Origin of the sequence: uncultured Veillonella sp. (genome assembly GCF_900545795.1) — a bacterium.
Taxonomy (GTDB): domain Bacteria; phylum Bacillota; class Negativicutes; order Veillonellales; family Veillonellaceae; genus Veillonella_A.
The window spans coordinates 1-23,810 of record NZ_URAR01000025.1; the positions used below are offsets into that span (position 1 = coordinate 1).

Sequence of the window (23,810 nt, forward strand, 5' to 3'; positions counted from 1 at the left end):
ATTCTTGGATTTTTACGCAAGATGGTCTACATATTGATGTAGATCCCGTTTAATATGATAATACAATTTTTTAGGAGGTCTCATGGCTGTTTTAGATGTTGTAAAAGTAGGTCAGCCTGTGCTTAAGCAAGTAGCTGAGCCAGTAGAATTTGTAAATAAAAAAATCCGTCAATTATTAGATGATATGGCGGTTACTATGTATACATCAGATGGTGTAGGTTTGGCCGCACCACAAGTAAATGTATCTAAACGCATCATCGTTGTTGACGATGGCGAAGGTCTTCGCGAATTTATTAATCCTGTTATAGTAAAAGGCGAAGGTTGTCAGCTAGGTCTTGAAGGTTGTTTAAGCGTACCTGGCTATTTCGGTGATGTAAAACGCTACCAAACTATTGAGGTGCAATTTATCGATCGCAATAACAAAAAGAAAAAAATTAAAGCCTCGGGTTTCTTAGCCCGCATCATTCAGCATGAAATTGACCATTTAGATGGCATTTTATTTATTGAAAAAGTGGAAGCTGCTTATGAAGTTAAAAAAGAAGAAAAAAATCCATTAGCTGAAATGGAAGCAGCTGTAGCTGAAGTAGCTAAATCTGAATCCACTAAAGTAACTGTTTAGGAGGTTCTATGGAGCCATTACGCATAGTATTCATGGGAACACCTGATTTTGCAGTTCCCACTTTAAACGCTTTAATCAATGGACCACATGAGGTGGTGGGCGTCTTTTGCCAACCTGATAAGCAAAAGGGGAGAGGTCAGAAAGTTCAAATGTGCCCAGTCAAAGAAGTAGCCTTGGCGCATAATATAAATGTATATCAACCCCTTACATTACGTGATGAAACGGCACAAAGCTTGATTGCAGAATTACAACCTCAATTAGTAGTGGTTGTTGCCTATGGTAAAATATTGCCACCTTGGTTGATTGCCTACCCTGAGTATGGCTGTATGAATGTGCATGCCTCTTTACTCCCTAAGTATCGCGGTGCAGCACCTATTCAATTTTCCATCTTAAATGGGGATACTGAAACAGGTGTCACTATTATGCAAATGGATGACGGCCTTGATACTGGTCATATGTTAGAGGTGACTAAAACACCGATTGAGCCACTAGAAACAAGTGGCCAATTATTTGATCGCTTAGCCCAATTGGGAGGCAGTCGAATTAATGAAGTAATAGCAGGTGTAATATCTGGTGAGATTACGCCTGTGCCACAAAATGATGAGGAAGCCACTTATACAACTAAAATTACAAAGGATATGGGCCGCATCGATTGGCAATTAGATGCGAAAATATTAAGCAATAAAACGCGTGGTTTAAATCCAGCGCCAGGCTGTTATACGTTCGTAAATGGAAAGCGTTTAAAAGTTTGGCTAGCGCGTCCTTATGAAGCTGATAAATCCTTACATGGTCCTATTGGTACTGTAGTAGCCGTATTAGATAATTCGTTTGTAGTGGCTACTGGTGAGGGCTTATTAGAAATTTTAGAAGTGCAACCTGAAAATAAAAAACGCATGGTTGCCGGTGATTTTTGTCGTGGACATCAAGTAAAGGTAGGGCTTTCATTTAATGAATAAGCTAGGAACATATCCTTTATATTTTAAACTGACTGGCCTTGTATTTATCTTAATAACAGTAATAGCAGTTCTTTTAGGATATCTACTTTGGCCTGGACTCATGCAATTTGGTCAGACCATTGCTATACTAGGTGAAATAGTGTTAGCTATATTTCCTATACTCTGTTGGTCTATGTGGGGATTGATGCTATTAGCCACGTCAAAGCATATTAAGATACACTTTATTTTATTGCGTATAAGCAATCGTTGGCTATATAGCTTTTTCCCTATTGTCATTGCTGTAGGACGTCTCTTAGGAATACAAAAGGACACTATTAGCCAGGCTTTGATTGATTTAATCAATTACTTAGTAGAATTAAACCTTTACAAAGTACCAGCTGATCGCATTTTATTGCTAACGCCGCATTGCTTACAACAAAGCGATTGTGTTCATAAAGTGACAACCGACGTGCATAATTGTAAACGTTGTGGTCGCTGCCAAGTAGGGACTTTATTAGATATTGCTGACACCTATGGCTGTCATTTCTTGGTTGTAACCGGTGGTACTTTGGCACGACTGATGATAAAAAAAGTTAAACCTAAGGCTATTGTAGCCATCGCTTGTGAGCGCGATTTAGTAAGTGGCATGAATGATGTATTTCCTATTCCTGTTATTGGTGTACTTAATGAGCGCCCTTGTGGACCATGTTGCAACACAAGAGTTGATACGGATCGAATAAAAGAAGCAGTGGAGAAATTAATTAATGGATAAAAAAAGGCCTACTAATGGTAAGCAAATGAAAGTAAAAAAAGGTAATACACAACAACAGAATACGTTTCACAAGAACCAGCCTAAACCAGGGCCTCGTAAAGGTGGCACTAACCAGCAAGGACATAACAAACCTGCTGCTACACCAATTAATGTACGCCGTTTAGCAGTCCAAGCTTTAGTGGAAATTGAGCGAAATAAGGCCTATGCCAATTTAGTATTACAGCATTATATTAGCGAACATACATTAATTGATGTGGATCGCCGCTTTTTAACTGAACTAGTATATGGCGTAGTCAGACGAAAGAATTATTTAGATGCCATTATTGTAGGGCTTACTAAGCGTCCATTAAAAAAATTATCTCCTCTAGCACATCAAATCATCCGCCTTGGTTTATACCAAATTATTTATTTAGATAAAGTGCCTGAAAGCGCAGCTGTTAATGAATCGGTAAAATTAGCCAAGAAAATGACTCGCGGCTTAGAAGGCTTTATCAATGGGGTGCTGCGCAATTATTTGCGAAATACAGACTCATTCACCATTGATGAATTGGCGCATTCAGAAACTGAGCGCTTAGCTTATATATATAATCAGCCTACTTGGTTATTAGAGCGTTGGCTCAAAGAATATGGAGAAGAATTAACTATAGGCTTGTGCGAATGGTTTAATACATCGCCTCGCTTAACAGCGCGAGTTAATACATTAAAAACGACTACTGAAGCAGTAGTAGAGGAAATGCGAGCTGCTCAATGGATTGTTGAAGTTAGTGATAAACTAGATACAGCAATTTACATCGATCGTCATATGGGGCCTATTGATGAATCAAAATGGTTTAAAGAAGGTCTTATTACATTTGCCGACCTTGCATCCATGATGGTAGCCTTTGCAGTAGCCCCTAAAGCAGGAGATACTATATTAGATTGCTGTGCTGCGCCAGGTGGCAAATCGATGCATATGGCCTCGTTAATGGACAATAAAGGCCAAGTAATAGCCAATGACCTTCATGAGCATAAACTAGCGCTCATGGAGAGTAATGCGCGTCGTTTAGGGCTTACCAACGTAAGTTTTTCTAATGTAGATGCCACTGATTTACCTGAAAAATGGTATAATCAATTTGATAAAGTATTAGCCGATGTGCCTTGCTCTGGTTTAGGTATTTTACAGCGTAAGCTCGATATGCGTTGGGAAAAAGAAGAAGAGCAATTAGATCGTTTACCATCTTTACAATTAGAGATTTTAAACAGTGCGGCTAAGACGGTAAAACCAGGTGGAATTTTAGTATATTCAACCTGTACAATTAATAAAAAAGAAAATGAAGACGTTATCCAGGAGTTTTTACGTAAACACACGGAATTTGTCTTAGAAGATGCCGCCCCTTTATTGCCATTTACAGTAGAGGGTCCCATGATTAATTTATGGCCTACTCGTCATAATATGGATGGCTTCTTCATGGCTCGTCTTAGAAAAAAGGAACTATAAGAATGGAATTATTAGGTAAAAATTTAGGAGAAATACAGAGCTTTTTAGTGGAGCATAAGTTTCCTAAATTTAGAGCTAAGCAGCTCATGGATTATATTTATAAACGATATATTTTTGACTTTGATGATATGATGCAATTGCCTGAAACCATGCGTAATTGGTTGAAGGAACATTGTAAAATTAGTATCCCTACCATTGTAACGGAGAAAACAGCACCTGATGGACAAACGAAAAAGCTCTTGCTTCGCTTTGCAGATAATAACCAGGTAGAAACTGTTTTGATGAAGCAGCACTATGGTAATTCTGTATGTGTATCATCACAAGTAGGCTGTGCTATGGGCTGTATTTTCTGCGCGTCCACAACAGGTGGTTTATATCGCAATTTAGAAACTCACGAAATAGTGGGACAGGTATTGTTATTTGGCGCCTTATTAAAAGAGCGCATTCACTCCATTGTTGTTATGGGTGCAGGTGAACCATTACAAAACTATAAAAATACAATTCAAGCACTTCGTTTTTTACATGAGAAAGAGTCTTTTGACATAGGTTACCGACGCATGACCTTATCAACTTGTGGAATTGTAGAAAATATTTACTTATTAGCTGATGAGGGTATACCTATTACCTTAGCTTTGAGTTTACACGCTCCTAATGATACAGTGCGTCGTGAAATCATGCCTATTGGAGGCTATTATGAATTAGCTGATGTATTAGATGCGGTGAAGACTTACTATGAAAAGACTGATCGCCGTGTTACCTTTGAATACATCCTCATTGATGGCGTTAATTCATCTATAGCTCAAGCTCATGAATTAGGCGAATTAGTTAAAGATTTCCCTAATTGCAATGTAAATTTAATTCCTGTTAATGGCAATGAACATATTCATTTATTTAAGCCATCAAAACGAAACACAGAAGCATTTAAAAATATAGTAGCTTCTTATGGCGTATCCGTTACCGTTCGCAAAGAAATGGGCGATGCCATTCAAGCTGCTTGTGGTCAATTAAAAATTCAACATGCTAAGTCCTCTGATTCTAATGCTACTGATACCGAAGAAAAATCAGGAACACGTCTTGCTGAAGAAATGGCAAAAAAGCAATAAGATTGACCAAGAAAATCTACAAGTAAAGGAGACCCTATGAATATAGTAGGTATGAGTAAAATAGGTTTAGTGCGTCAGCGCAATGAAGACCGCTTTTATATAGAAGATTCCTTTGCTATCGTAACTGATGGCATGGGTGGCTATAAAGGGGGCGAAATCGCCAGCACTATGGTGATTGACTCTCTAGCACAACAGCTAAGAAACAATCCTAAGCCTACGGTGGAGCAATTAAAACAATATATCAATACGGCCAATGAAGAAGTCTTCAATCGAGTAAAAGAAACGCCCGAATTAGAAGGCATGGGCACGACGGTAGTAGTTGCTTATATACACAAGAATACCTTATATTGGGCTAATGTAGGTGATAGTCGCCTATATGTATTGACTGATAATTCATTAAAACAAATTAGTACGGACCACTCTATGGTGCAAGCTTTATATGAAGCTGGTGAATTGGAGAAAGAAGACATGATAAATCATCCGCAGCGCAATTTATTAACCCGCGCCGTTGGTGTAGAACCTAATGTAGAGGTGGATGGTGGCCTAGTTGAATTACAACCAGGTGATCGCATTCTCTTATGCTCCGATGGATTAACCGGCTACATTTCGCCAGAACGAATTGAAGCTGAATTTCAGCAGGAGCCTGACAATACAAGACTTGTGGAAGATTTAATGAGTCTTGTATACAATGAAGGCGCCAAAGATAATGTGACGATTGTAGTAGGTACCATAGAGTGAGGTATATATAATGAAAGAGATGAAAACGAAATTGCAAGGTCTAGTCCTTGACAATCGGTATGAGATAATTTCAAAAATAGGCGTAGGCGGCATGGCCGATGTCTTTAAAGGGAAAGATACCTTATTGGGCCGCATTGTAGCTATAAAAGTGTTACACGATAATTTTGCTGGTGATGATGAATTTGTATCTAAATTTAAGCGTGAAGCACAAGCTGCAGGTAAGCTCAACCATCCTAATATTGTCAGTATGTATGATGTAGGCTTTGATCAAGGCTATAATTACATTGTCATGGAATATGTGGAAGGGCAAACCTTAAAAGAATATATTGTCAATCATAAGCAAATTTCTGTAGATCAAGCAGTAAAGTTTACCGTGGCTATTGCGGAAGGCTTAGAACATGCACATGCTATGGGCATTGTACATTGCGATATTAAGCCACATAATGTGCTCATCACGAATACGGGCCGCATCAAAGTGACTGATTTTGGCATTGCCCGAGCTATGAATGCAGGCAATACCATTATGTATACTAATTCCATAATGGGGTCCGCTCATTATTTATCGCCTGAGCAAGCTAGTGGCAAACCTGTAAATGGGAGCACCGATATTTACTCCTTAGGTGCGGTGCTCTATGAAATGTTGACAGGGCGCGTTCCCTATGATGGAGATACGCCAATTAGCGTCGCTTTAAAACATGTACAGGAGCGCTTAATCCCTCCTACACGTTACAACTCTAGCATTCCACCTTTACTTGAGTCAGCGGTTATGAAGGCTTTGGAGAAACAACCGGAAAATCGCTTTGCTACCGTATCTGATATGATTAGTGATTTGCGCTTGTCCCAAGGCTTTGCCACAGGCCGTACAACGCGCGTCGTACCTCATGATTTTGTGACTGATGTAATTCATCCTGTAGCTGATGATACAGTTTACATGGGGGATATCGATGAAGAGGATGACACAAAAGAAGGTTGGCTTAATCGCTTAAATAATTTACCTCGTAAATATATTATTTTAGCCGCTTTAGCTATTTTCTTATTTGCCTTTACTTGGGCCTTCTTTGTATTTGGCAATTTCTGGAGCAATGCTACTGTAGATGTACCAAATGTAGTAGGAAAACAAGTATCAGTAGCTAAACACATTCTTGAAGATAATCACTTGCGTGTTACCATTAGTGAAGTCTCTAATCCTGATGTACCAGCAGGTCAGGTTATTTCCCAAAGTCCTGGTGCTGGCGAATCAGTAAAAGAGCAGCGACCAGTACACTTAGTAGTAAGTAAAGGTGTAGGGGATATAACGATGCCAGATTTAACAGGGCTTACATTAGATCAAGCGAAAAATCGACTCAAAGATTTAGGCTTAGTCATTGGCAAAATAACCAATGAATCTGATGAGAGCAAGGAAGATGGTGTCATTCTAATGCAATCGCCACCAAGTGACTCTAAGGTAAATAAAGGAGCTACTGTCGATGTAGTAGTGAACCGCATCAAAGCTAAAAAAGTATCGGTACCTAATTTAGAAGGTATGACTGTAAAAGATGCTAAAGAAGCTTTAGCGGCTTTAGGCTTAAGTGTAGGTACCATTAGTGGATCTGACAGCGATGATGCCATCGTTAAATCACAAAATCCAGCTACAGGTTCTTCTATTGATTCTGGTAGTGCTGTCACTTTTACTGCGGAAGCAAAGGCTAAGGCTGAAGAAAAGCCGGCTAAGAATGAAACAACTGGTGGTACAGTAGATATTACAGTTCCATCTGGTAAGGCAAATCAATCGGTGCGCATTGTTGTATCAGATGATAGTGGCTCTCGTACAGTCTTTGATGGCACTGGACAGCCAGGCGAACGTATTGTAAAAGATGTATCCGGTACTGGTAATGTAAGAATTCAAGTTTATATTAATGGTACAATGGTTCAAGATCAAAATTTATAGGAGATTTATGAATACAGGTATTGTAATTAAAAATGTAAACGGTTATTTTTATGTACAAGATGATCTGGGAACAGTGCACGAATGTAAAGTTCGAGGTAGACTAAAACAAAAACGCTATTCCTTGCTCGTCGGTGATCGCGTGACCTACACTGTGGATGGCACTATTGAAGAAATATTGCCGCGACACAATCAATTAAAACGCCCTTTTGTGGCAAATTTAGATCAAGTGATTTTAGTAGTGGCAGCTCATGAACCAGATATTAATGAGCTACTTCTAAATAAACTGTTAGTCATGATAGAACATGCGGACATTCCACTCATCCTCTGTATAAATAAATGGGACTTACATACGGAAGAGAATGAAGCATTAGTTCGTTTGTATGAACAGGCAGGCTATGAAGTAATTATGGCGTCAACCTTCACAGGTGAAGGCATTGATGAATTAAAATCCAAGCTGACAGGTAAGGTCAGTGCTTTTGCAGGGCCTTCCGGAGTGGGCAAGAGCAGTTTACTCAACGCAATCGAACCGAAATTCCAATTTCAAACCGGAGAAGTGAGCGATAAGATTAAACGCGGTCGCCACACAACCCGTCACGCGTCATTATATAGTATTGATGAACACTCCTTTATTATGGATACGCCTGGTTTTAGTGCCTTAGATTTTAGTGATATTTCTGAGGAGCGCTTAACCTCTTTATATCCAGAATTTGCTGAATATGAAGAGCAGTGTAAATTTAGTCCTTGTTATCATGAGCATGAGCCGATTTGTGGCATTAAAAATGCTGTAGATGAAGGACAAATTGCAAAAACTCGTTATGAATCCTATTTAACAATTCGAGAAGAAATTAAGAGTCAAAGAAAGTGGTGATCCTATGGTAAAAATTGCACCTTCTATGTTATCAGCCGATTTCACAATTTTAAAAGAAGAGATTTTAGATGTTCAAACAAAAGGCGCCGACTTACTTCATGTGGATATTATGGATGGTCATTTCGTGCCTAATTTAACATTTGGTCCGTCCATGCTAAAAACCTTAAGTCAAGCCACTACATTACCATTTGACGTTCATTTAATGGTGACTAATCCAGAAGCTTATGTAGAAGAGGTAGCTAAATTAGGTGCCCAATATTTTACATTCCACGCTGAAGCCGCAACGCACATGCATCGCTTAGTGCAGCAAATTAAAAGCGCTGGCATGAAATCCGGTGTAGCCCTAAATCCTTCTACACCTGTAGCGGTGCTTGAAGATATAGCCGCTGATTTAGATATGATTTTAATTATGAGCGTAAATCCTGGCTTTGGTGGTCAATCCTTTATTCCTCATGCTGTTAATAAAATCAAAAAAGCACGTGCATTATTTGATTATGTGAAACGCCCTGATGCTGTAGTTGAAGTAGATGGTGGCATTAATCCAGAAACTGCACCTTTAGTGCGAAATGCAGGGGCTCAGATTTTAGTGGCTGGCTCGGCTGTATTTAATGCTGATGATAGAGCCGCTATGATTTCCACCTTACGAGGCTAAGTGGCCAAGGGATGAATCCATTTATATGTAAACTATATTTATATGAGTTATATTCGTGTAAATTACGTACAAACTACATGATGTATTTACACACAATAATACGGATTCAGTAGATTTAACAAGCAATATTAGTAAAAGCCCTTTAAAGGGCTTTTATTTTTAAAAGGAGATCATATGAAGGTAGGGACAGACATTATTGAAATTGCTCGTATTCAAAAGGCTATGACTCGTGCCCACTTTGGTCCTCGTGTATTTACGCCTCATGAATTAGCCTATGCCGAAAGTCGTGGACAACAAAAGATGGCCTCCTTAGCTGGCATGTATGCTGCTAAGGAATCATTTTTTAAAGCCTTAGGAACGGGTTTTCGCGGTGGTAGCTGGCAAGACATAGAAATTAAGCGCGACCATTTAGGTGCTCCCTTTATCCTTTGTACAGGATATTTTGGAGACGTAGTAAAAAAGCAAGGTATACAATCCATCCAATTATCTATTAGTCATTGTAAAGAATATGCTACAGCTGTAGTTTTACTCATATCATAAAAGGAGATACATATGCGAATTTTAACAAGTAAAGAGGCTCAGTTTATCGACTCTTGGGCTGAAACTAAAGGACATCTGCCTACATCATTACTGATGGAAAATGCTGGTCATGGTGTCGCTCAAGTTATTGCAGAAGAGTTAAAAAAACGCTTTAAAGAGCTTCATAAGGAACAAGAAATACTTATCTTAGCTGGCTTTGGCAATAATGGTGCTGACGGCTTAGTAGCGGCTCGCCATCTAGATGCTTGGGGCTATGAGGTTCGCGTATTAACGCCAAATAGTGGTGGAAGTGAATCTGAACTTTTTACTATGCAAAAAGAAATCGTAGATTCTTTAGACATCCCCGTTTTATCTTTAGCTGATGGTGTAGATATCATAGAAGGTGCCACGGTTATAGTCGATGCCTTAATTGGTACATCCCTACAAGGCCCTTTGCGTCAACCCATGCTAGATCTACTCGATGCTGTGGAGGCCTATTTAGACATTTATAAAGACACCTTAGTCATTGCAGTCGATATGCCCTCTGGGGTACATCCAGACACCGGTGATGTAGCCAATGGCACCTTGGGCGTCGATATAACGATTACCTTTGGAGCACCTAAACAGGGTATGTATCTTTACCCAGCTAGAGAATACTGTGGAGACATTATCATCAAAGGATTAGGTTTTAATTGGGAATTAGCCTTATATGATGAAACCAACGAATCATTTCCTACAGAATTAATCGATGACGAATTGGCATCTGCTCTCATTCCAGAGCGCGAAGCTACGGCGCACAAAGGCACAAATGGTCATGTTTTAATTATAGGTGGTGCTGCTGGTATGATTGGCGCCCCTGTAATGGCTACAGAAGGAGCTCTTAGAGCAGGGGCTGGTAAAGTAACTGCCATAGTGCCTACAGACTGCTTAAGTGCCATGCAAGCCAAAGTTCGTCCAGAAATTATGACTGGCGCCTTTAGCAATCTGATCCATTTGCGCATGCATGGAGGAGAAAAAAATGCCATCGTTATAGGCCCTGGTTTAGGTCGAAACGAAGAAATCAGTACATTGGCTAAAAACTTTATGGCTCAAACTACAGCGCCTTTAGTCATTGATGCAGATGCTTTATGGGCCATTGGCAATATGCTTACTTTCAGTGAATCACTAAAAGGCAAACCAGTTCCACCAATTCTTACACCACATCCTGGTGAATTTAGTCGACTAACAGGAAAATCAGTGGAAGAAATTGAGGCACAACGCGTCGAGCTAGCTCGTCAATTTGCCATTCAACATCAAGTCGTACTTGTATTAAAAGGAGCTCCTACAGTAGTAACCAGTCCTGATGGATTCGTAGCTATTAATAAGTCTGGCAATCCTGGAATGGGTTCAGGAGGTATGGGAGATGTACTAGCAGGAATTATTGCCGGCTTTTTAGGCCAAGGCTTAGAAGCCGTAGAAGCGGCTATGTTAGCTGTATACCTTCATGGAAAGAGCGCCGATACATTAAATGAGGCACGACTTTTTGGCTATACGGCCACTGAAGTAGCGGAGCAGCTACCTTATGAAATCAGCAAATTATAATACATACTATGTAGTCAATAAAGTTAGTAGGTCAACATGAATATAAAACAAATTTTTACCTTTTTGAATCGATTACTTATATCAAAGCCAATTTCAAGCCTTAAAGTGTTAGGTATTGTACTATTTACCACCTTTTTAACTTTAAGTTTAAGTGGTTGTAGTAATGCCTTAGGTGATTTAGCCAATGCAGTGCAATCTAAAGCACCACAAAGCAGCACGCAAGGTGTAGAAGGTAATCTTGATGTATACGCTTTAGATATTGGGCAAGGCGATGCTTTTTTAATCCGCTCAGGCGATACATTCTCCTTAATTGATACCGGTGATGTAGAGCATCGCGATAATTTAATCGCTTATTTAAAAAAATATAATGTAAAATCTCTAAAAAATGTAATTATTACTCATCCTCATGCCGATCATTTGGGCGGTTTTTATGCCCTCGTAGATGCCAATATAAAAATTGAGCATGTCTATGATAATGGCATGACTTATAGTAGTTCAGTGTATCGCACTTATATGAAAAATGTAGAGCGCCTAAAAATTCCACGAACCGTTCTGTATAAAGGCGACACTGTAGATTTTGGCAATGGTGCCACATTTACAGTATATGCACCTTGGGAAGGAGACCCTTTAGTAGATAATAAAGGGAAGGGTGATTTAAATAATAATAGCATCGTAGGAAAACTTGAATTTGGTAAATTTTCTATGCTATTTACAGGTGATGCGGAAAAGCAAGAAGAAAATCGCCTCATTAAAGAGCAAAACACAAAGCTTTCTAGTCGCATTATTAAAATAGGCCATCATGGTAGTAGAACCTCTTCGCAGAAAGATTTCCTTCGCTCTGTGCGACCAGAAGCAGCTATAATATCTGATGGAGCTCATAATGATTACGGACATCCTCATAGAGAAACATTGGAGCGATTAAAAGCAGAAAAGATTACTGTATACCGCACTGATACAATGGGAACAATTCAAATTCATACAGATGGCAAAACCTGGGCAATTACGCAGGAAAAATAATATATTTATTTTCTACTAGAGACTTTGCAAATTTTAAGCAAATTCATTAGATAAATATAAGCAAGTTTTCTTGAATACAGTCAGCCATATTTATATTCCCTAAAAAACTTGTCAACCTTTAAATAAAAACTTGATTACGCTATATAGTACCAATGATTATCGGTAAGTACTATATAGCGTATTTTTTTGTGAATCAATAATGAAAATTCTATACATAGCATTTTATTTCAAAAAACTATGGTATAATGAATTAGTCTTAAAAAGAATGTAAAAAATAATACGTCACGCAAATAGTTGATGGGAGTGATTACGTTGCGTAAAATTTGGATGATGCTATTGCTAGCTATTGTCATATTACCTTTTTCCATAGTATCAGCTAAATCCGCCGAAATAAGTGATATGTATTGGGTAACTCGAAATGATGCTCCAGTGCCATTTGTTAGAGTTGTATTAAATCTGACAGCTCCTGTAGAAGCCTCCGCATCAATTGATAAGAGCGGTACTACTACGACGGTAAAGTTGAAAAACACAAAAATCAAAACCGATAATAAATCCTTGGATATGAATCCAAAGATAGTAAAATCAGCCAAACTTGACCAAAATGGAAAGGCTACAGATGTAATTTTAAAAACGCCAAGTTCCATTGATGTAGGAGATATTAAAGTCTTCTCTTTACCTAAAGACAAGGTCAATAATAAACCTGATCGCATGGTAATTGATATTCAACAAAAAGGGGTGGCACCTCGCACTACGTATTACGGCAGTAATAAGACAACCCCAAGTGTAGCTGTAAATACTAACAAGTCTACACCTAAACCAAGTGCTACAGTACCTAAAAAGCCTGTAGTAATACCTAATTCTACAACTACGCCAGTGGCGGCTAAAGTAGATTATCGCACTAGCGGAGGTATTGAAGGCAAAATTATCACTATTGACCCTGGTCATGGTGGTACAGACCCAGGTGCTATTGGACCGACTGGTTTAATGGAAAAAAATGTAACTTTACCAATTTCTATGAAATTGAAAAAAGCTCTTGAAGCCAAGGGCGCTAAAGTATATATGACACGTACTACTGATGTGGACGTATACGGTCCTAATGCTAGTGGTCCTGATGAACTACAAGCTCGTGTGGATGTTGGTACAAGATCTAAATCAGATTTATTTATCAGTGTTCATATCAATTCCTTTAGCAATCCATCTGTAGGCGGTATTGCCACTTACTATTATGAAAAAACACAATACGATACTCGTTTAGCAAATCGTATTCAAACTACAATTGCAGACGAATCTGGCTTTGGTGGCGATCGTGGCATCCAACCAGGTAATCTTTATGTACTTCGCCGTTCTTTAATGCCTGCTGTACTTGTTGAACTTGGATTCATCTCCAATCCTAAAGAAGAAGCTTTACTTAAAAAGGACAGCGTCCAACAAGACTTCGCTGATGAAATTGCATCAGGTGTGGAAAACTATTTTAGGGGGTAATAAAGATGACTAAGTCTATACGTCTCATGTTAGTCACTATTGTAAGTGCTTTACTCTTAGTCTTAGCAGGTTGCAGTGCAGATCAAAATGAACTTGGTTCTTCAGCAAAAGCGAGCCAGTCTTCCACTAAGACAGAAAGTGCTAAAGCAGCTAACGCTAGTCAAGACAGTATGTCAAAAATGACAATCTATGTGCCTTTGGATAATGGTAAAGGGGTAACACCTAAATTATTCACTGTCGATAGCGATAAAAAGACCATAGCTTATGCCATTACCTTCTTATTGGATGAAGACAGCCGTCAATCCTATCCAATTTTTCCTAAAGGAACTAAAGTAAATGGTGTAAATATTAAAGACCATATAGCCTATATTGATTTATCTAAGGAATTTTTAGATAAATCCAATATTGATGGACTAACCGCCCAATTAAGACTTGCTTCACTCGTTAATACAGCCACTGAATTTGATGGTGTAGAGAAAGTACAGTTTTTAGTCAATGGTAAATCCATCGACCTCTATGGTGGATATGATGTGTCTGAACCTATGAAGCGCATGGAAAAACAAATAGTGAAATAATACAGACTCTCCTTAGAGGACTTCCTAGTTCTTTAAGGGGAGTTTTTTTGTGGTATAATAATATCGTAATTGTCAATGTTAGTATCAATTTGATACGTCATATAATGTCGAAAAAAGATGTGAGGTCTACTATGAGAATGGAACAAGAGTATATAAGCGACATAGGAGAATTTGCTTTTATAGATCTAATAAAAAATGACACAATTAATCGCCCTAAACGCGTAATATATAGTATTGGCGATGACTGTGCAGTGTATAAAGCCGATTCAAATAAAGACCAAATCATTACAACTGACATGATGGTAGAAGATGTTCATTTCTCAAAGGAAACGATCACGGCCTACCAATTAGGTTACCGACTGGGTGCTGCCAATCTTAGTGATATTGCAGCGATGGGGGGCACACCACTAGAGGCGGTAATCTCTATTGCACTACCACATTATACGAGTGTTTTTTTCTGTAAGGAATTTTATAAAGGCATAAAAAAAATATTTAAACGATATAAAGTTAATTTAATTGGTGGTGATACAGTTAGTTCCCCCTCAAAGATGGTTATTAATTTAACCGTAATTGGTGAGGTTCCTTCAGGTAAGGCTATTTATCGTCACGGCAGTAAAGTCGATGATATTGTTTTTGTAACTAATACTGTGGGATCATCAGCAGCGGGGCTTTATGCCCTTCAGCATGAAATAGCAGATTATAGAGCTATTAAGCGTGCCCATTTGATGCCAGAACCACAAGTAAAAATTGGTAAATCCTTACTAAAAAGTGGCGCTCATGCCTTAAATGATATAAGTGATGGTCTCAGCAGTGAGCTTAATGAAATAGCTCAAGCCTCACATGTTATCATGGAAATTGATGAAAGTGCTATTCCTCTTCATAAACAAACTCTTAAATTAGCCAAAGAAATCGGGGAAAGTCCGTATCATTTCGCTTGGTATGGTGGTGAAGATTTCCAGCTTGTTGGGACTATGAACGAAGACGATTTTGAAGCTTGTAAAGCCCGCCCTCATTTAACACCTATTGGTCGCGTAGTCGGTAAAGTTAAAAAGGGAGAAGCAGGCATTGTCCGTGTAAAAACAATTGCTGGCGAAACTAGTATTATGAACGCTAGAGGGTATAACCATTTTTACAAATAAAGCTTTAATAAAACGAATAAAAATATACCAATTAAAAGTTTTGTAATAATAGTTATTCCAAACTTGTTTAGACTATAGAACTAATAACGGTCATATAAACTTAAATAAACAAATGTTTAAACAATAAAAAAATTAAAGTAATAAAATTAACTTGATACAAATATTTTAGGAGCAGTAATGAAAGACTCATATAATCAAACCATGCTTTGTCAGTCTCAATCAGTGGCTGACACCAAGCAATTAGGTCATCAAATAGGGGCCTTTATAAAAGAATATACAAAATCCTTATGCATTGCCTTAGTTGGTGATTTAGGTACAGGCAAAACTCATATGTCGCAAGGTATTGCTGAGGGTTTTGGAATCGCTGAAGAAGTGACTAGTCCTACTTTTGCCCTCATGAATACATACGAAACTGGTCATGGCAATTTATATCATTTTGATGTGTATCGCTTAGACGAAGAAGCTGAGCTTGATGGTATTGGCTTTGCTGAATTCACGGAAGATACTATGAGCATTGTAGAGTGGGCTGATAAATTTCCTGACGCCTTACCTTTAGAAGTGCTATGGATCATTATTGAGCGGACTGGAGAGGATACGCGTTTAATTCATTTTAAAACAGATGAATTAAGCGCTGAAGAATTAGAACGCATGGGAGGCAAGTATGTATTTAGGAATTGAAACGAGTAGCGCTGTGTCTAGCGTTGCCCTTATGAATGAAACAGGCATTTTTAATGAACTAACCATTCAAGCGGGTCTAACTCACTCGGAACAATTAGTGCCTCATATTGAATTACTTTTAAAAGAAAGTAAAGTAGAACGCAGTGAACTAAAAGGCATTGCAGTTAGTATTGGTCCTGGGTCTTTTACAGGCTTACGCATTGGTCTTGGTACAGCGAAAGCTTTAGCCTATGCCTTACATATTCCTTTAATTGGCGTTATGACTCTAGATGGTATGGCCTATAATTTCTATAATACAGAAGGGCTCATCGCCATCATGATTGATGCGCAAAAGAAACAGGTCTACGAAGGCCTATATACGTGGGAAAAGGGCGAGTTAGTATGTCTACAAGGACCTACTATCAAAAAACGCGAAGATGCCTTACAAGCCTTAAATGAGCGAAAAGAATTTGTTACAGTATTAGGTGATGGCTTAAATAAAATTAGTGCTACTTTAGAGGCAAGTTATCCTCATATTAATTTAGCGCCACCTCATTTGCGCGTTCCTAAGGCGTCCTCTTTATTGCTAAAAGCACTCCCTCAATTTCTAAATGGCGAAGACGAAAGTGAAAATCTAGCGCCTTACTACATGCGTCGCTCAGAAGCAGAAGTGCTATGGGATGCCCGTCACCCTGAAGCTAAGAATACAAGCGCTGAAAAAGAAGCTACAGTCATTATTACGGAAGTAGCTGACCAAATAGAAAAATAAAAAAATCATTGTATATTTTGTTGTTATTTACTAATTAATTTGTGGAGTAGGAGTGAATTATGCTGTCCTTACGTCAAGCAACTATAGAAGATGCAGAGGCCATATATGAACTAGATAAAGCTTGTTTTTCGGTACCTTGGTCCTTAGAATCTATTACAGCAGAATTCTCTTCAAACCATGCTGCAGATCGCCTCTATGTCCTAGCTGAACTAGATGGCCAAATTATTGGCTATGCCGGAGCTTGGCTAGTACTTGATGAAGGGCAAATTACCAATATAGCCATTCATCCACAATATAGACGGCAAGGATATGGCGCTATGCTCACTAGAAAGTTAGTGCGCCTTTTATTTGAGTTAGAGATGAATGAAATCTTTTTAGAAGTACGCTTATCTAATTTAGGTGCTCTTGCCATGTATCGCCGATTAGGCTTTACTGTAAAAGGAATACGAAAAAACTATTATACTGATCCGCAAGAGGATGCCTATATTATGTCTCGTGTGAAAGAAAACAATATGTAAGGGAAAATGGCACATAAAAATTTCACTCATAAAAAAACACAGTCATTAAAGGAAATGAAATAAAAATTGCATGTAAAAAAGTTGTACCTAAAAAATCTCACATGCAAAAGTAACATGTAATGAAGGACTGCTGAGCAGTTCTGTGAAGGAGAATCATACATGAATCATATATATACCTTAGCTATTGAGAGTAGTTGTGATGAAACATCCGCTGCCGTTTTACAGAACGGTCGCAAAGTGTTATCCAATGTTATCTCTAGCCAAGTACCTATTCACCAAAAATTCGGCGGTATAGTGCCTGAAATTGCCTCCCGCCATCATATCGAACAAGTAATTCCCATTGTAGATCAAGCCCTAAAAGATGCTCATATTGAGTTAGAGGATATTGACCACATTGGCGTAACCTATGGACCTGGCTTAGTCGGCTCCTTGTTAGTTGGTGTAGCCGCTGCCAAAGGACTCGCCTTTGCTACAGGGAAGCCACTTATCGGTGTTCATCATATGGAAGGCCATATTTTCGCTAATTTTCTAATTCATCAAGAATTAGAACCACCATTTTTAAGCCTTGTAGTGTCCGGTGGTCATACTATGCTCGTAATCGTTAAAGATTATGAAACCTTTGAAGTATTAGGGCAAACACGAGATGATGCGGCTGGAGAAGCGTTTGATAAAATTGCCCGTGTTCTTGGCTATCCGTATCCAGGTGGGCCTCAAATTGAAAAAGTAGGTGCCACAGGTAATCCCAATGCCATTGATTTTCCTAAAGCGCTACAGGAAAAGGGAAATTTTGAATTTAGCTTTAGTGGTTTAAAATCAGCTGTATTAAATTACATTAACAATGAAAAACAAAAGGGAAACGAAATCAATGAGCCCGATGTAGCTGCTTCCTTTCAGCAATCTATTATTGATGTATTAGTTCAAAAAACTAAAGATGCAGCGCTCGCTTCAGGCCAAACTAAAATTACCTTAGCTGGTGGTGTATCAGCGAATAAACACTTACAAGCAGCCTTAAAAGCCATGTGTGAAGAATCGGGGCTGACCTTTTATGAGCCTAGCTCTATATTAGCCACTGATAATGCAGCCATGATTGGTTGTAGAGCTTACTATATGGCACAAGCGAAGAAATTTTCAGATCTTCACTTAAATGCGAAGCCAGCTATCCCTTTAGGACTATAAGAGCTCTATTTATTATTTGACGCTTTTCAATAAGCAGTGTTTGTCATTTGTTCTTAGAGCTTTTCTCTCTAATTGTTAGTTGCTTATAGTAAATTATTTTTACATGCTATATTTAGCAAACATTAATTTGTAGTTACTTCTTGCTACATGTGTTTTTAACCTTCTATTTTAAATACTTATATTGGGTTTCTTATTGCTAAGGAGGTACCTATGACAGCCTTAATAAGTGGAGCGGTGCTAGAAAAAGTAACCTCTTTATCAGATATACAGCAAAAACTGCTCCTGACTATTATAGAGCTACTGCCTTTTGCATCCTCCTTGCCGCAGCAAGAAGTCTATGTATATACGTATAATATAGAAGGTCAGATTATCTATTGGTCAAAAAATAACTTAACTAATGATTTGTCACAATATAAGAGCGTCAAGCCCTACGAGGTAGGTCTTTGGCATGAGGTACTCCAAAAAGCCACACCAGTTAAAGGATATATGGAGCGCCGTCTCGGCAGTATGGAGCGATTAGTGGCCTTTCCTATCATTGATAATGGGGGGCGCTGTATTGGTGGTATTGCCATTATCCATACAGGCCTTACGCATCAAGAAAGTGAAGAAGAAACTAATCGATCTGATATTTTAGCGGACACCACCTATATGGCCATGATGGTACCGCAACAGCAAGCAGAACTCTATAAGCCCTTATCATATCATGATGGTCTAATTATATTTGATGAATCAGGCATTATTCTATATGCCAATGAAGCAGCTGCAAGATTAGTTGATTTATTAGGATTTGACCGTCGATTACTGAACACATCAGTATATGGTGGATCTATAAAAATGAGTTGGGTAAAGCAAGCTTTGCAAATGCATCGCGGTGCCATTACTGAGGAAATTTATGGTCATATTATTTTAGAACAACGCCTTATTCCTGTAAGTAGTGGTCATTATGGCAAGCGCAGTCTCTTGATTTTAAAAGATCAAACTGAATATCGCCAACAAGAACAAGCCTTATTAGTAAAAAATTCTGTAATAAAAGAAATTCATCATCGCGTAAAAAATAATTTACAAGTTGTAGCCGGTTTACTTCGCATGGAAGGGCGTCGTTCAGCTAATGAGGAAGTAAAAAGAGCTCTTCAAGAAGGAGTAAGTCGAATAGAAAGCATGGCTTTAGTTCATGAGCTAATCTCTCATTACGATGAAGATTACATTGAAGTGCGCACCATTGCAGAAGAGCTGGTGCGTCTATTACGTCGCTCCATGATGCGGCCTGAACAACAATTAGAATTCAGTTATGAAGGCCCTTCTATTACAGTTTCATCACATAGGGGTAGTTATATTTCCCTTATCTTAAATGAACTTATTTCAAACAGCTTAGAACATGGATTCCATTTTTTAGAATTACCTTCAGCATCTACTTCTAATAGCTTACCTCGAGCAGAAAGTAGTAATTTAGATTCTGTAGAAGCAAGAAAAGTTAACATATCTGCAGACTCTCAGATAAACCGTCTTACAATACATACGGCTCGTAAAGATGGTTTTGTACATCTTACGGTCAAAGATAATGGACAAGGTTTTCCTCCTGATTTTGATTTAAAATTATCTTCAAGATTAGGTCTTCAGATTATTAGAAATCTTGTGGAAAATGAACTAAATGGCGCCCTTACTTTTAACAATACAGATGGTGCGGAAATTCAAATTCAATTCGCTGAGGAAAAATAATAGTAAGACGATGCCATTAAGAGGAAATAATATAAAATAAGAGCCCTTAAGATACATGAGTTAAAACGAGTAAACTAAGAATACTCGAATTGAGTATGCTCAATTAAATATAAGCAAATAATAAATATCAATTTGTAGGAACAAAGTTAAAAGAGAGATCACAAAGAAGGTTAAAGTATGAAAATTTTAATTGTAGACGATGAATCTTTAATTCGCATGGACTTACGCGATCAGCTAGAAGCGGCAGGACATGAAGTGGTAGGGGAAGGGCGCAATGGAGTCGATGCATTGCGCTTAGGTAGCAGCCTAGCTCCTGACTTAATCTTAATGGATGTAAAAATGCCTGAACTTGATGGCATTGAAGCAGCCCGTCAAATTAGACATAAAGATTTAGGCCCCGTAGTACTCCTTACAGCGTATAGTCAAGCTGACTTAGTAAAAAAAGCGGGCGAGTCAGGTGTCTATGGTTATCTAATCAAGCCTGTACGGGAAGAACAATTGCTGCCTACGTTAGAGATGGCACGCCATCGTTATGAGGAAGATCAAAATTTAAAACAGAATATACTGGACTTAGAAGCGACCTTAGAAGAACGCAAACTTATTAGTAAGGCCAGTGGACTATTACAGGACTTGTATAAGATTTCCGAAGAAGAAGCCTATCGCCGCATTCGCCAATTCAGTATGGATAAACAAATCACCATAGGCGATACATGTCGGAAAATTCTATTAGCAACTAAAAAGTCAAAAAATCAAAAATAATACTTGCAATTTATTTTTAATCGGCTATAATAATAATTGTAGTTAGCACTCAACAGTAGTGAGTGCTAATAAATAGATATTAACTAATATACTAATTAAAATTAGTTCAAAGGAGAGATTAACAATGATGAAACCTTTAGGCGACCGTGTTATAATTCGCGTCCTTGAAAAAGAAGAAAAAACCAAAAGTGGTATCTTTTTACCAGACACTGCAAAAGAAAAACCTTCCGAAGGTGAAGTAGTAGCAGTAGGGGCCGGTAAAGTTTATGACAATGGTCAGCGCATAGCTCCTGAAGTAGCTGTTGGTGATAAAGTAATGTTCTCCAAATATGCTGGTACAGAAGTAAAAATTGATGGTGTAGACCATTTAGTTATTAGCGAACGCGATATTTTAGCTATTTTATAATATAGCAATTAAATAAGCATTACATACATATAACTAGTTTTTAAGTATATGACTTATGTCATATAGGAGGTAATATATTATGGCAAAAGAAATTCTTTTCAATGAAGATGCTCGCCGTGCTCTTGGTCGTGGTGTAGATGCATTAGCAAATGCAGTAAAAGTAACCTTAGGACCTAAGGGCCGCAATGTAGTATTAGATAAAAAATTCGGTTCTCCAACTATCACTAACGATGGTGTTACAATTGCTCGTGACATTGAGCTTTCTGATCCATTTGAAAACATGGGCGCTCAATTAGTAAAAGAAGTAGCTACTAAAACTAATGACGTAGCTGGTGACGGTACTACTACAGCAACAGTGCTTGCACAAGCTATGATTCAAGAAGGTATGCGCAATGTAGCAGCTGGTGCTAACCCAATGATTTTGAAAAAAGGTATTGAACTTGCAGTTAACACTTTAGTGGAAGAAATCAAAAAGAAATCCATCAAAGTTAACGGAAAAGCTGATATCGCTCAAGTAGCCTCTGTATCTGCTGGTGACGCTGAAATCGGCGGCCTTATTGCAGAAGCAATGGAAAAAGTAGGCAATGATGGCGTTATCACTGTTGAAGAATCTAAAGGTCTTCAAACTGATCTTTCCGTAGTGGAAGGTATGCAATTTGACCGCGGTTACATTTCTCCTTACATGGTAACTGACCCTGACAAAATGGAAGCAGTAATGAATGATCCATACATTTTAATTACTGACCGCAAAATCAGCGCTATTGCTGACATGCTTCCAACGCTTGAAAAAGTAGTTAAACAAGGTAAAGAATTACTTATCATTGCAGAAGATTTAGATGGCGAAGCATTAGCAACACTTGTTGTTAATAAATTGCGTGGTACTTTCAAAGCAGTAGCTGTTAAAGCTCCTGGCTTTGGCGATCGTCGTAAAGCAATGCTTGAAGATATTGCGATTTTAACTGGCGGTACTGTAATCACTGAAGATATGGGCCGTAAACTTGATGCAGTAGAACTTGAAGACTTAGGTACTGCTCGCCAAGTTCGTGTAACAAAAGATGAAACAGTTATCATCGATGGTGCTGGTAATGCTGACGAAATTAAACAACGCGTTGGTCAAATCAAAGCTCAATTAGACGAAACTACTTCTGAATTCGACAAAGAAAAACTTCAAGAACGCCTTGCTAAATTATCTGGCGGCGTAGCTGTTATCGAAGTAGGTGCGGCTACTGAAGTTGAACTTAAAGATAAAAAATTACGCATCGAAGATGCTCTTAATGCGACTCGTGCAGCTGTTGAAGAAGGTATCGTAGCTGGTGGTGGCACTACTTTAATCGACATTATCCCTGCACTTGATAGCTTAAAAGAAGAAGGGGACGTACAAACAGGTATTAACCTTGTTAAACGTGCTGTAGAAGAACCTCTTCGTCAAATCGCTTACAATGCAGGCCTTGAAGGTTCTGTAGTGGTAGAACGTGTAAAAACTACTGACAGCGGTGTAGGCTTCAATGCCCTTACTGAAGAATATGTAGACATGGTTAAAGCTGGTATTGTTGACCCAGCTAAAGTAACTCGTTCTGCCCTTCAAAATGCAGCTTCTATTGCCGCTTTAGTATTAACTACTGAAAGCATCGTAGCTGACAAAGTAGAAGATAATGCAGCAGCGCCTGCTATGCCTCCAATGGGTGGCATGGGCGGTATGGGCGGCATGATGTAATCTAATCGCCTACTGCGGTAAATACATAATAAGAGACCTATGTACTGTATTTCAGTACATAGGTCTTTTTGTATTGCACAGATAACATAGTAAGTATCTGAAAATACTATATCGTTAAATCCCTTATTCTAATTCTATAGAATTGACAGGGATTATAAAAATTAAGTATAATGTATTTCAATATCAAATACATTAATCGTAAAATAGAGGGGAGAGAGCTCTATGAATCAAAAGACATTACCAGTTACTGCTGAAGAGTTAGCAGCCATTATAAAAGAATATCCTACACCATTTCATATGTACGATGCTAAAGGCATTGTAGAGAATATTCGTGAATTTATTTCGGCCTTTTCTTGGGTACCTAATTTTAAAAATTACTTTGCTGTAAAAGCTACACCAAATCCTTATATTTTAAGACTCTTACAAAATGAAGGAGTAGGTGCCGATTGCTCTTCAATAGCTGAATTAGTACTATGCGAAAAAGTTGGTATTACAGGGGATAATATTATTTTTACTTCCAATGATACTCCTTATGAAGAATTCCAAAAAGCCTTTGAGTTGGGAGCTATTATTAATCTAGATGACATTACTCATATCCAATATATTGAAGCACGTCGTCCGTTGCCTGAACGCATTTGCTTCCGCTACAATCCAGGCTCTTTAAAAGAAGGTGGCAACACCATTATCGGCC

23 protein-coding genes and 1 pseudogene are annotated in these 23,810 nt (G+C 38.4%); all 24 read left to right on the forward strand.

The features are described from left to right. Positions 1-82 precede the first annotated feature (82 nt). Entirely contained in the window at positions 83-619 is a 537-nt protein-coding gene (gene def / locus QZR90_RS09020; protein ID WP_295791167.1) for a peptide deformylase, read from the forward strand. An 8-nt stretch (positions 620-627) separates the two neighbouring features. Next, positions 628-1,575: a methionyl-tRNA formyltransferase gene (fmt, locus tag QZR90_RS09025; RefSeq protein ID WP_295791171.1), complete on the forward strand. Its 948-nt coding sequence runs from the start codon at positions 628-630 to the stop codon at positions 1,573-1,575. After that, a complete protein-coding gene (locus QZR90_RS09030; protein WP_295791174.1) occupies positions 1,568-2,326 on the forward strand; it encodes a DUF116 domain-containing protein in 759 nt (252 codons plus the stop codon). Before fmt ends, QZR90_RS09030 begins: the two co-directional genes overlap by 8 nt. Then, positions 2,319-3,803 carry a 16S rRNA (cytosine(967)-C(5))-methyltransferase RsmB gene (rsmB, locus tag QZR90_RS09035; RefSeq protein WP_295791177.1) on the forward strand — a complete coding sequence of 495 codons (1,485 nt, stop codon included), beginning with the start codon at positions 2,319-2,321 and terminating at the stop codon, positions 3,801-3,803. Before QZR90_RS09030 ends, rsmB begins: the two co-directional genes overlap by 8 nt. Before the next feature lie 2 nt (positions 3,804-3,805). Further along, positions 3,806-4,906: a 23S rRNA (adenine(2503)-C(2))-methyltransferase RlmN gene (gene rlmN / locus QZR90_RS09040; RefSeq protein ID WP_295791180.1), complete on the forward strand. Its 1,101-nt coding sequence runs from the start codon at positions 3,806-3,808 to the stop codon at positions 4,904-4,906. Positions 4,907-4,942: 36 nt separating this feature from the next. Next, positions 4,943-5,644, forward strand: a complete 702-nt coding sequence (locus QZR90_RS09045; protein ID WP_295791184.1) for a Stp1/IreP family PP2C-type Ser/Thr phosphatase — start codon at positions 4,943-4,945, stop codon at positions 5,642-5,644. A 10-nt stretch (positions 5,645-5,654) separates the two neighbouring features. After that, on the forward strand, positions 5,655-7,571 hold the full coding sequence (pknB, locus tag QZR90_RS09050) for a Stk1 family PASTA domain-containing Ser/Thr kinase (RefSeq protein ID WP_295791186.1): 1,917 nt from the start codon (positions 5,655-5,657) through the stop codon (positions 7,569-7,571). Positions 7,572-7,578: 7 nt separating this feature from the next. Then, positions 7,579-8,439 carry a ribosome small subunit-dependent GTPase A gene (rsgA, locus tag QZR90_RS09055; protein WP_295791190.1) on the forward strand — a complete coding sequence of 287 codons (861 nt, stop codon included), beginning with the start codon at positions 7,579-7,581 and terminating at the stop codon, positions 8,437-8,439. A gap of 4 nt (positions 8,440-8,443) precedes the next feature. After that, positions 8,444-9,091, forward strand: coding sequence for a ribulose-phosphate 3-epimerase (gene rpe, locus QZR90_RS09060; RefSeq protein ID WP_295791194.1), 648 nt, complete (start codon positions 8,444-8,446; stop codon positions 9,089-9,091). Between the two features lie 174 nt (positions 9,092-9,265). Next, positions 9,266-9,631 carry a holo-ACP synthase gene (gene acpS / locus QZR90_RS09065; protein ID WP_295791199.1) on the forward strand — a complete coding sequence of 122 codons (366 nt, stop codon included), beginning with the start codon at positions 9,266-9,268 and terminating at the stop codon, positions 9,629-9,631. 12 nt (positions 9,632-9,643) lie between these two features. Further along, positions 9,644-11,191 (forward strand): NAD(P)H-hydrate dehydratase, encoded by a 1,548-nt coding sequence (locus tag QZR90_RS09070; RefSeq protein WP_295791203.1) that lies wholly within the window; start codon positions 9,644-9,646, stop codon positions 11,189-11,191. A 36-nt stretch (positions 11,192-11,227) separates the two neighbouring features. Further along, the gene (locus tag QZR90_RS09075; protein ID WP_295791206.1) at positions 11,228-12,208 is read left to right on the forward strand and encodes a ComEC/Rec2 family competence protein; all 981 of its coding nucleotides are present in this window, start codon (positions 11,228-11,230) and stop codon (positions 12,206-12,208) included. 312 nt (positions 12,209-12,520) lie between these two features. Next, positions 12,521-13,690, forward strand: coding sequence for an N-acetylmuramoyl-L-alanine amidase (locus tag QZR90_RS09080; protein ID WP_295791209.1), 1,170 nt, complete (start codon positions 12,521-12,523; stop codon positions 13,688-13,690). 5 nt (positions 13,691-13,695) lie between these two features. Then, complete coding sequence (locus QZR90_RS09085) at positions 13,696-14,265, forward strand: GerMN domain-containing protein (RefSeq protein WP_295791211.1); 570 nt, start codon at positions 13,696-13,698, stop codon at positions 14,263-14,265. Positions 14,266-14,396: 131 nt separating this feature from the next. Then, entirely contained in the window at positions 14,397-15,404 is a 1,008-nt protein-coding gene (gene thiL, locus QZR90_RS09090) for a thiamine-phosphate kinase (RefSeq protein WP_295791213.1), read from the forward strand. Positions 15,405-15,581: 177 nt separating this feature from the next. Further along, the gene (tsaE, locus tag QZR90_RS09095; protein WP_295791215.1) at positions 15,582-16,082 is read left to right on the forward strand and encodes a tRNA (adenosine(37)-N6)-threonylcarbamoyltransferase complex ATPase subunit type 1 TsaE; all 501 of its coding nucleotides are present in this window, start codon (positions 15,582-15,584) and stop codon (positions 16,080-16,082) included. After that, complete coding sequence (gene tsaB / locus QZR90_RS09100; RefSeq protein ID WP_295791217.1) at positions 16,066-16,830, forward strand: tRNA (adenosine(37)-N6)-threonylcarbamoyltransferase complex dimerization subunit type 1 TsaB; 765 nt, start codon at positions 16,066-16,068, stop codon at positions 16,828-16,830. Before tsaE ends, tsaB begins: the two co-directional genes overlap by 17 nt. A gap of 62 nt (positions 16,831-16,892) precedes the next feature. Then, entirely contained in the window at positions 16,893-17,348 is a 456-nt protein-coding gene (rimI, locus tag QZR90_RS09105; RefSeq protein ID WP_295791234.1) for a ribosomal protein S18-alanine N-acetyltransferase, read from the forward strand. A 159-nt stretch (positions 17,349-17,507) separates the two neighbouring features. Then, entirely contained in the window at positions 17,508-18,524 is a 1,017-nt protein-coding gene (gene tsaD / locus QZR90_RS09110) for a tRNA (adenosine(37)-N6)-threonylcarbamoyltransferase complex transferase subunit TsaD (RefSeq protein WP_295791220.1), read from the forward strand. Positions 18,525-18,734: 210 nt separating this feature from the next. After that, positions 18,735-20,240, forward strand: a complete 1,506-nt coding sequence (locus QZR90_RS09115; RefSeq protein ID WP_295791222.1) for a sensor histidine kinase — start codon at positions 18,735-18,737, stop codon at positions 20,238-20,240. 177 nt (positions 20,241-20,417) lie between these two features. Further along, complete coding sequence (locus QZR90_RS09120) at positions 20,418-20,999, forward strand: ANTAR domain-containing response regulator (protein ID WP_295791226.1); 582 nt, start codon at positions 20,418-20,420, stop codon at positions 20,997-20,999. 124 nt (positions 21,000-21,123) lie between these two features. Next, positions 21,124-21,405: a co-chaperone GroES gene (groES, locus tag QZR90_RS09125; protein WP_295791229.1), complete on the forward strand. Its 282-nt coding sequence runs from the start codon at positions 21,124-21,126 to the stop codon at positions 21,403-21,405. Between the two features lie 79 nt (positions 21,406-21,484). After that, entirely contained in the window at positions 21,485-23,119 is a 1,635-nt protein-coding gene (groL, locus tag QZR90_RS09130) for a chaperonin GroEL (RefSeq protein WP_295791232.1), read from the forward strand. A gap of 222 nt (positions 23,120-23,341) precedes the next feature. Beyond that, positions 23,342-23,810, forward strand: a pseudogene (locus QZR90_RS09135) (diaminopimelate decarboxylase); the annotation flags it as partial.

Coding starts and splice junctions, on each gene's coding strand:
- def (WP_295791167.1), top strand. CDS start 83: ATGGCTGTTTTAGATGTTGTAAAAGTAGGTCAGCCTGTGCTTAAGCAA.
- fmt (WP_295791171.1), top strand. CDS start 628: ATGGAGCCATTACGCATAGTATTCATGGGAACACCTGATTTTGCAGTT.
- QZR90_RS09030 (WP_295791174.1), top strand. CDS start 1,568: ATGAATAAGCTAGGAACATATCCTTTATATTTTAAACTGACTGGCCTT.
- rsmB (WP_295791177.1), top strand. CDS start 2,319: ATGGATAAAAAAAGGCCTACTAATGGTAAGCAAATGAAAGTAAAAAAA.
- rlmN (WP_295791180.1), top strand. CDS start 3,806: ATGGAATTATTAGGTAAAAATTTAGGAGAAATACAGAGCTTTTTAGTG.
- QZR90_RS09045 (WP_295791184.1), top strand. CDS start 4,943: ATGAATATAGTAGGTATGAGTAAAATAGGTTTAGTGCGTCAGCGCAAT.
- pknB (WP_295791186.1), top strand. CDS start 5,655: ATGAAAGAGATGAAAACGAAATTGCAAGGTCTAGTCCTTGACAATCGG.
- rsgA (WP_295791190.1), top strand. CDS start 7,579: ATGAATACAGGTATTGTAATTAAAAATGTAAACGGTTATTTTTATGTA.
- rpe (WP_295791194.1), top strand. CDS start 8,444: ATGGTAAAAATTGCACCTTCTATGTTATCAGCCGATTTCACAATTTTA.
- acpS (WP_295791199.1), top strand. CDS start 9,266: ATGAAGGTAGGGACAGACATTATTGAAATTGCTCGTATTCAAAAGGCT.
- QZR90_RS09070 (WP_295791203.1), top strand. CDS start 9,644: ATGCGAATTTTAACAAGTAAAGAGGCTCAGTTTATCGACTCTTGGGCT.
- QZR90_RS09075 (WP_295791206.1), top strand. CDS start 11,228: ATGAATATAAAACAAATTTTTACCTTTTTGAATCGATTACTTATATCA.
- QZR90_RS09085 (WP_295791211.1), top strand. CDS start 13,696: ATGACTAAGTCTATACGTCTCATGTTAGTCACTATTGTAAGTGCTTTA.
- thiL (WP_295791213.1), top strand. CDS start 14,397: ATGAGAATGGAACAAGAGTATATAAGCGACATAGGAGAATTTGCTTTT.
- tsaE (WP_295791215.1), top strand. CDS start 15,582: ATGAAAGACTCATATAATCAAACCATGCTTTGTCAGTCTCAATCAGTG.
- tsaB (WP_295791217.1), top strand. CDS start 16,066: ATGTATTTAGGAATTGAAACGAGTAGCGCTGTGTCTAGCGTTGCCCTT.
- tsaD (WP_295791220.1), top strand. CDS start 17,508: ATGAATCATATATATACCTTAGCTATTGAGAGTAGTTGTGATGAAACA.
- QZR90_RS09115 (WP_295791222.1), top strand. CDS start 18,735: ATGACAGCCTTAATAAGTGGAGCGGTGCTAGAAAAAGTAACCTCTTTA.
- QZR90_RS09120 (WP_295791226.1), top strand. CDS start 20,418: ATGAAAATTTTAATTGTAGACGATGAATCTTTAATTCGCATGGACTTA.
- groES (WP_295791229.1), top strand. CDS start 21,124: ATGATGAAACCTTTAGGCGACCGTGTTATAATTCGCGTCCTTGAAAAA.
- groL (WP_295791232.1), top strand. CDS start 21,485: ATGGCAAAAGAAATTCTTTTCAATGAAGATGCTCGCCGTGCTCTTGGT.